Source organism: Caballeronia sp. (assembly GCF_049581465.1).
In the GTDB taxonomy this organism is placed as follows: Bacteria; Pseudomonadota; Gammaproteobacteria; order Burkholderiales; family Burkholderiaceae; genus Caballeronia.
Genome location: NZ_JBAUSA010000083.1, coordinates 1 through 7158, shown reverse-complemented (window position 1 = coordinate 7158; position 7158 = coordinate 1). Strand labels below are relative to the sequence as shown.

The 7158-nt window shown below is 60.7% G+C and carries 7 protein-coding genes and 1 pseudogene; 1 reads left to right on the top strand and 7 read right to left on the bottom strand.

From position 1 onward, the window contains the following. From WCA53_RS02015 to WCA53_RS01990, 6 genes and pseudogenes are all read right to left on the bottom strand, one after another. Positions 1-587 (bottom strand): annotated as a pseudogene (locus WCA53_RS02015) (ATP-grasp domain-containing protein); the annotation flags it as partial. After that, positions 577-1929 carry a F390 synthetase-related protein gene (locus tag WCA53_RS02010; RefSeq protein WP_423904940.1) on the bottom strand — a complete coding sequence of 451 codons (1353 nt, stop codon included), beginning with the start codon at positions 1927-1929 and terminating at the stop codon, positions 577-579. The gene WCA53_RS02010 and the pseudogene WCA53_RS02015, both read right to left, overlap by 11 nt. Continuing rightward, a complete protein-coding gene (locus tag WCA53_RS02005; protein ID WP_423904939.1) occupies positions 1916-2764 on the bottom strand; it encodes an MBL fold metallo-hydrolase in 849 nt (282 codons plus the stop codon). The genes WCA53_RS02010 and WCA53_RS02005 overlap by 14 nt, the downstream gene beginning before the upstream one ends. Beyond that, entirely contained in the window at positions 2761-3771 is a 1011-nt protein-coding gene (locus tag WCA53_RS02000; protein WP_423904938.1) for an NAD-dependent epimerase/dehydratase family protein, read from the bottom strand. The genes WCA53_RS02005 and WCA53_RS02000 overlap by 4 nt, the downstream gene beginning before the upstream one ends. Before the next feature lies 1 nt (position 3772). After that, positions 3773-4777: a 3-oxoacyl-[acyl-carrier-protein] synthase III C-terminal domain-containing protein gene (locus WCA53_RS01995; RefSeq protein WP_423904936.1), complete on the bottom strand. Its 1005-nt coding sequence runs from the start codon at positions 4775-4777 to the stop codon at positions 3773-3775. Continuing rightward, positions 4774-5085 carry an ArsR/SmtB family transcription factor gene (locus tag WCA53_RS01990; RefSeq protein ID WP_423904934.1) on the bottom strand — a complete coding sequence of 104 codons (312 nt, stop codon included), beginning with the start codon at positions 5083-5085 and terminating at the stop codon, positions 4774-4776. The genes WCA53_RS01995 and WCA53_RS01990 overlap by 4 nt, the downstream gene beginning before the upstream one ends. A 234-nt stretch (positions 5086-5319) precedes the next feature. Here WCA53_RS01990 and WCA53_RS01985 point away from each other — a divergent pair, with 234 nt between their 5' ends. Next, the gene (locus WCA53_RS01985) at positions 5320-5613 is read left to right on the top strand and encodes a DUF1330 domain-containing protein (RefSeq protein ID WP_423904931.1); all 294 of its coding nucleotides are present in this window, start codon (positions 5320-5322) and stop codon (positions 5611-5613) included. Positions 5614-5661: 48 nt separating this feature from the next. On the opposite strand, the gene WCA53_RS01980 is transcribed toward WCA53_RS01985, so the two are convergent. Beyond that, positions 5662-6996, bottom strand: coding sequence for a type II toxin-antitoxin system HipA family toxin (locus WCA53_RS01980; RefSeq protein ID WP_423904928.1), 1335 nt, complete (start codon positions 6994-6996; stop codon positions 5662-5664). Between the last annotated feature and the right edge of the window lie 162 nt (positions 6997-7158).

Sequence of the window (7158 nt, the reverse complement as noted above, 5' to 3'; positions counted from 1 at the left end):
GAACAGAACTCGCGGCCATCGGCGTAGACCTGCGCCACCCAGTTGCCGAGCGGCTTGAGCGATGGCGCGTCGGGAGGCATGCCATCGCGATAAAGCCGTACATGCACGCCAAATCGCGAGAACTCCGGCTTCAGCACGATCGGCTTGGTTCCGGCCCAATCGCGCGCTTCATCGATCGATGTAACCAGCACCGATTCCGGCACTTCGACACCGCAATCCGGAGCCAGCGACAGGAAGCGCCATTTGCTGTGCACCTCGCGCATTTTGCCGAAGTCGTCCGCCACGACTCGGACGTGTGCCGGTAGCCGGTCACGGTAGCGCGAGACAAAGAATACTTCCTCGCAGGTCGGCACGATCATGTCGATGGCATGCGTGAGCGAAGCGCGCCGCAGATCATCGACAAAGCGCTCGGGTGTGTGCCTTGGCGATGCAATGGCCAGCACGGCGGTGACCGCACGTGACGCGCCGCTGATCTGGCAGGGAATACTATCCGCCACGAAAACCCTCCACCCCTGATGCGCGAAGCGGCGCGCGTGATCCAACGCAGCGGGCGAGCGGCCGCCCAGTATGAGCACATTACGCGTCATCAGGAATCCTGACGGAGAAAGCGAGCGGACGCGCAACGCAGACGATGCGCCTGCGCTTGGCCGCCGGCCTCGGCTCTTGCATCTCGACACGCAGCCAGGGAAGGGGTTCCATACCTTGCGAAATGGCCAGCTTATCGACGGCCAGTTTGATCGCATCGAACACGGCATCGTTGCCGGTCACCGCCAGATGCAAAGTGTCACCCTGCTGCTCGATCCGATAATCGGCAACGTCATTCGCATTGCGCGCGAACGTATGGCGCAAAACGTCCGGAAAGAGTGGAAGCAAGCGTGTGTGATCGGTCGTGGGGAACCACAAGACGTCGTCCAGGCGGCCATCGATTGCCGCGAGTGCGCGAGTGAAACGGCCGCACGCGCATGGCTCAGCGCGTACGCGCAAAATGTCATCTAACCTATAACGGACGAACATCTGCGTGCGGCGCGTGAAATCCGTGATGACCGGTCTGAAGCGCGTATGGCTTTCATCGATCCATTCCGGTTCTATATGCACGAATTCTTCGTTGAGATGCAGCGCGCCTTCGGCGCACGTATAAGCGAGAAAGCCTTCGGTGCATTGATATAGCTGGTGCACAGGCTGGTGGAAAGCCAAGCGAATCCGATGTTCGTCGTCTGGTTCGAGCACCTCGGCGACTGAGATAATCTTCCTTGGGCTAATCGCCGCGCGGCCGGCCAGCGACTCGCCGGCAAGCCACGCGAGCACACTGGCCGGTGCGACGAGTACGTCCGGTTCGAATTGCGTCAAAGCGTCGACGTGCGCGAAGGCACCGCGTTGCAGGTCGAAGAAGCGAAAATCGATGCGCCGGCTCTTGAGCGTTGTATAAAGTGCGCTGTTCGCGCGCAGGAAAAACGCGACTCGCAGCGGCGCGCGGCGCAGCAGGATGTCCTTCAGCAGATCGCGGTCAAGCGTGCGAGCGACCAGAATGCCTGCCCATGTCGCGCGCTCCCGGGCAGACGCGAGGAACACGCCACGCGGCCCTTGTGTGCCACTTGAAAGACCGGCGGTCCAACCGGTTTCGACAGCGGCGGCCTTATCGAGCGAACGCTCTGCAACGAGCGCGGCGTTCGTGGCATCTTCAAGCGATACGCCGAGGGTGTTGAATGCCGAAAACTGCGCAAGGGTTATCGCCTTGTCCACGATCGGCAACGTCGTGATATTGCGTGCGGTACATGCGCTATAAAAAGCCGCATTTCGCAGCCTGCCGCCGATAAAACGTGCAAGTTGCTTGTTCTGCCAGCGCTCAAGCGAAGCGCGGTCGCGAAAGCGAAATCCCCAACGTGTGCGGATAAAGGCGATCAGGAGGAGCATGAGTTCAGCGGGTTTCATCGCTTACGCGCCTCCAGGTTGATTCGCAATGCGATGGCACGATCAGCAGATCGCTGCGCGTGGCGAGCAGTTGCCTGACGGCGTAGAACGTATCCAGATAGGCGCGCTTGTCCGCGAAGAGCTGGGATGCAATCCAGGTTGGCGGCCTGTCGCGCCTGACTGCGTCGAGCGACCAGCACGCATCGGCGACCAGGAACACGTCGCGTCCATCCGCTGCACGGAACAGCACGCCCATCTGGCCCGCTGTGTGGCCGGGTAGTGGGACACCGATCAGGCTGCCATCGCCAAGCAGGTCGAAGCCTTCGGAAAACGGCTTCATCGAATCGGCCAGGCGCACGCGAGGGAAATCCTCCACGAAGCTCAGTCTGGACTCGAAATTCGCAGGCAGCAGGGCAGGCAGGAAGCCGCGGCGCAGTGCACCGATCCGAGAGCGGCGGCGCATGGCATCCACTTCGGCACGCAGCGCAAAAAATCGTGCGTTCGCATAGTCCGACAAGCCGGCTATATGGTCCGCGTGCAAATGGGAGACGAACAAATGCTTGATATCACCCGGGGCGTAACCGTGGCGCGCAAGTTGTCGGACCAGCGATTCGTCGCTCGGGAGCGAAACGGGTGTGACCCATCGATAAAAGCGCTCGGGAAAGGGCTTTGTCGCGGCGAAGAAGGCGTCGCTGTAACCCGTGTCAAACAGCATCGGGCCGCGTTGCGGATGGACGATCAGCCCCACGAGCGCGGGGAAAGGCGTGGCGGAAAACCGGCCGCCACGTTGCGTCACGCACTCGGGGTGCGAACAGTGCCCAACCTTAAGCAAATGAAAGCGGAGGTTGACGCTCATTCGCGGCGCTCTGGCTGCAGGGCAAACCACGCTGCGGTGCGTTGGAGGCCTTCAGCAAACGGCACGCGAGGAAAATATCCGAGCGTCTCGCGGGCTTGTGTCAGATCGAGTGTCTGAGAAAAGGCGAGAAGCCCGGCCGAGTAACGTGTAATGGGAGGCTCCCAGCGTGGCCTGAGCGTGGCAATACCCTCAAGCAATGCGGCGATCGCGGCAAGCAGGTAATAAGGAACGTTACGAAAACGCGGCTCGAAGCCGAAGGCCGCGGCGAGCGCCTGGAACAGGTCGATGACGGGCATGGGTTCGCCGTTGCTAATATTTAACGTGGCGCGCTCGATGTCGGCCGAGAGCGCGAGCAAGGCAGCGTCGACGACATTATCGACGTATGTCATGTCAACCAGTGCCGTGCCGCCGTGCAGTAACGGCAAGCGTGTTTGCCGGGCTACTCGCAGGAGCCGTGGCAGAAGAGTGCTGTCCCAGGGACCGAAGATCGCGCGCGGGCGCAGTGCGATCACTGACCCAATGCCGGAATGCATGACCATCTGCTCTGCTATGCCCTTGGTCCTTGCGTATTCATTGACGGGGCGCGGCAAAGGCTGGTCTTCGCGGATCGCCACGCGATCTTGGAAATTAAAATATAGGCTAGGCGTCGACAGGTGTACGAGCTTCGCAATACGGTAGGCCGCGCATGCGTCGATCACTTCGCGTGTCGAATCGATATTGGCGCGCTCGAAATCGTCACGATGTCCCCAAGGAGACGAAAGCGCCGCACAGTGCACGATTGCGTCCGTTTGGGCCGCTGCGGCTTGCAATGCGCGCGTACTGTTAGGAGTGCCATGCGCCAACGCAATAAAATCGAGGCGGCTTTTGCCCGGCTCGCCATGACGCAAGACTTCCGACGCGTGATGCTCGTTACGCCCGGTGAAAACTACGTCGTGGCCGAGCGTGTTGAGGCGCCATACGATATGCCGCCCGAGAAAACCGGTGCCACCCGTCACGAGTACGCGCATTTCAATAGACCATCACCATGCCGCCGATCGTCACGCCCGCACCTGTCCCGATCAGCAGGACTGTGCCGCCGCGATCAAGCCGGCCGCCCGCGATGGCGTGATGCAACGCCGACGGAAGCGACGCTGAGACTTGATTGCCGAAGTTCGCGAGGATATCGATGGTACGTGCTGGATCGATACGTAATCGCTTTGACAAATGGTCGAGCGCTAGCCGGCTGGCTTGATGCGGAACGACGAGACGAATCTGGCCGATGGTAAGGGCCGCGGCGCTGAACAGATCGCTCACGAAGCGCGGCAGTTCGCGCGACACGGTCCGGAACAACCGGGGGCCGTTCATATGGAACAGCGAGAGCGGATCGATACTTTCGCTCAGTCTGCGCGGGTGATAGCGCGATCCGCCGGCCTTGATATGGCAATGGTCCACACCTTCTGCGTGTATCTCGATCTTCGATGTAAGAATCGCCGATGCCTCCGCTTCGCTGCTTTTGCGGATCACCGCAGCCGCCGCTCCGTCGCCGAAAATTGCCGATTCGCCAAGCGTCGACCAGTCGAGCGCGAACGTAGCGATATCGGCGGATACGATCATGACGTTATGGTAGCGGCCACCTTCGACCAGATAACTGAGCGTGTCGAGTGCCACGAGAAACGACAGACAACTTGCGCCGATATCAAACGCTGCAATCCGGTTTGCGCGGGGGCCGATCGTCGCTAGAACCATCGCCGCGTTGTATGGCAACGCCTGATCCATCGTGGCGGATGCGGCGACGAGGCAATCGATATCGCTCCAGCTAAGATTGGCTCGGGCAAGCGCCTCTTCGCACGCGCGGGCGGCAAGCTGAGCCGCGTTTTCTTCCACCGTGCGATGACGGGCGCGTACGCCATACCGTTTGAATACCGTGCCGGCCGGCAGGCCGAAGCGACGATCAATTTCATCGCTCGTCAATACGTGCTCAGGCACGGCGACGCCTGTGCCGCTAATGCGGATGTTGCGGCGAGGATTTGTCATAGTGCTTGTTCTGCGTAGCGAGCGGTATTCGCCAGGGCTTCTAGTAAAAGCGCTTTGTTCACGGTTAAGAAGACCTCGCGGCCTTCTTTGCTGCCTTCGAGGAGGCGCGCCGCCTGCAGCACGCGAACGTGGTGCAGGGCTGCTGTCCGGCTTAGCGGAAGCGCGTCGGCAATCTGCTTGATGGTCAGCCGCTCACCCGGTTCGAAGAAGAGCAAAATGCGCTGCCGATAGCGGTCGCCTAAAGCCGAAAACACGTCGGCGAAGCGCTCCCAATCGACCGGAATAGTGTCAGAGAATTCGAGTTTCATGTTTATAAAACTAGATTTTTAGACATGAATTGTCAAGCGCTCACTAAGCTAAGCAAGAAGCCATTGTTGAGCGAGAGGGCATTGCCATGCTTATTCGGCTAACGTCACTAGGTCGGCTTTTCTTTTTCTTGCTATGCTGCCGGTCAATCGATTGAAGCGGCTGCCGATGACCAGACGCTTCGAATATCTATCGTTTAGATTTTGTCATCCTGCTCAACAATACCGGAGATTGATATGGCAAAAGGATACTGGGTAAGCGCGTATCGGACGGTTCATAAGGCCGACCAACTCGTCGAATATTCAAAGCTTGCGACGCCGGCTATCAAGGCTGGCGGTGGAAAAATCCTGGCTCGAGGCGTAGCGTCGTTCGCACATGGCGCGGGAATTGCGGAACGCACGGTGCTTGTCGAGTTCGACAGCCTCGCGCAGGCCATCGCAGCGTTTGAAAGTGAGGCCTATCAGGCGGCACTTAAAGTACTTGGCGACGCAGTAGAGCGAGACTTCCGGATCGTTGAAGGCGCAGACTGATTTCCCTCAACGGGTTTCGATCTGAGTCGCACCGGACACCGGCGACGCTCACCGAAGCCCGGCGAGTTTGCGATTCAGGCGACGCATGCCGTTGAAGATCGTCTCGGCAACGTCCGCCGGGAAATCGCGGGGGAGAAGGGCCGCAACCTCGTCGATCACGCCCGCGGTTCGCGCAGTCAGTTCGCCGATCATCGCCTCGACGTCCGCCGCAGAAAATCCAACGCGCTTGCCTTGAGCTATCCAGTGGCGGCGCTGGATCTCGTTGATGAGGTAGTGGACGTTCTTGCCGCGCACAGCCATCGCCAGTTTCACCCGTTGCGCAGCGAACTGATTGCCCCCCGTGCCGATGATGGGGTGAGCTGAGAGCACGTCATAGAGCGGCGTGGATTCGTAGCGGTTACCGGGCAGGTGGGCGATGCTGAAGTTCTTCGCGTGGCCGTCGGTTGCCGCAAGCAGCCAGAAAATCATCTGTGTCATGAAGAAGTTGCGCCGGTCCGCTGCGGCGCGGTCCGAGCCTGCGAGCACGTCCATGATCGGCTCGATACCGGGGCCGCCGTCAGACTGATACTTTTGTAGCGCTGGCATGCCCGTGGCCTGGCACATGTCCTCCTGCGGCAGCCGCAGGATCCAGGTTCCGTCGCTCGATAGAGTGCGGTCGAACCGTTCGACGACGAGCACCTTCTGATCCTCGAAACGAGCGATTTCGCACCCGGCGATGGGCAAGCCGTACGCTGCGACGATTTTCGAGCAGAGCCACTCGTTTTCCACAGACGTCCGCATATCCGCCCGCATGTTGCCAACGAGCCCCAGCGGCAGTTTGAAGATATGCGTGGTCGGCGTACTGCCCTCGGGCAGAAGCCACTGATTGTCGTGCCAGAGGAGGGCGGTCTTTTCCTGCGCGCCGGCAATCGACAGGCGCAGGTCATCAACCGATTCGTGCTGCCCCATCTGGGGTGCCGAGGTCGTGTCTCGCAGCAGACCCGCAATCTGCCCCTCGCTTAAGCGCCGCCCCTTGATGCTCGCGAGGTCGACGGGCTCCTGGTCGGGCGGCAGCATCTGGAGGGCGCCAACGCAGTCGCGGCCTAGCTCGGCGAGCAGTTGAAAGGGCGCTGTGCCACCGGTCTTGTACCGTGCCGCGATCCGGCGCCGGATTGGCTCGCTATCAGGAAGGAGGTTGTCGAAGTAGTCTGTGACAACCTGCCCGCGATAGGGCTGGTTGCCCGGCGTAAAGGGCAGCGACAGCGAGAGCGGGCGCCCTTGCGGATCGGCGACCCAATCGTCCCGATACACCAGACGCTCGCCGCCGTGCGCGGTCGCCCAGGATCCGACGGGCAATCCATTCATCCACAGGTCGAGTCGACTCGGTTGCGTACGACGCGCCATGCTTACCAATTCTCCCTTTTCCTGGCGACCGCCCCCTTCTTGCTGGCGGGGCGGCTGGGTTGAGACCCGGTGTCTGCGCGGCTTTTCTGGGTGGTCGTTGTGCTCGCCTTTTTCGCGGTGGTCTTGTCTCGCGCGTTCGTTCCTGTCGCAATGCCCTTTTTC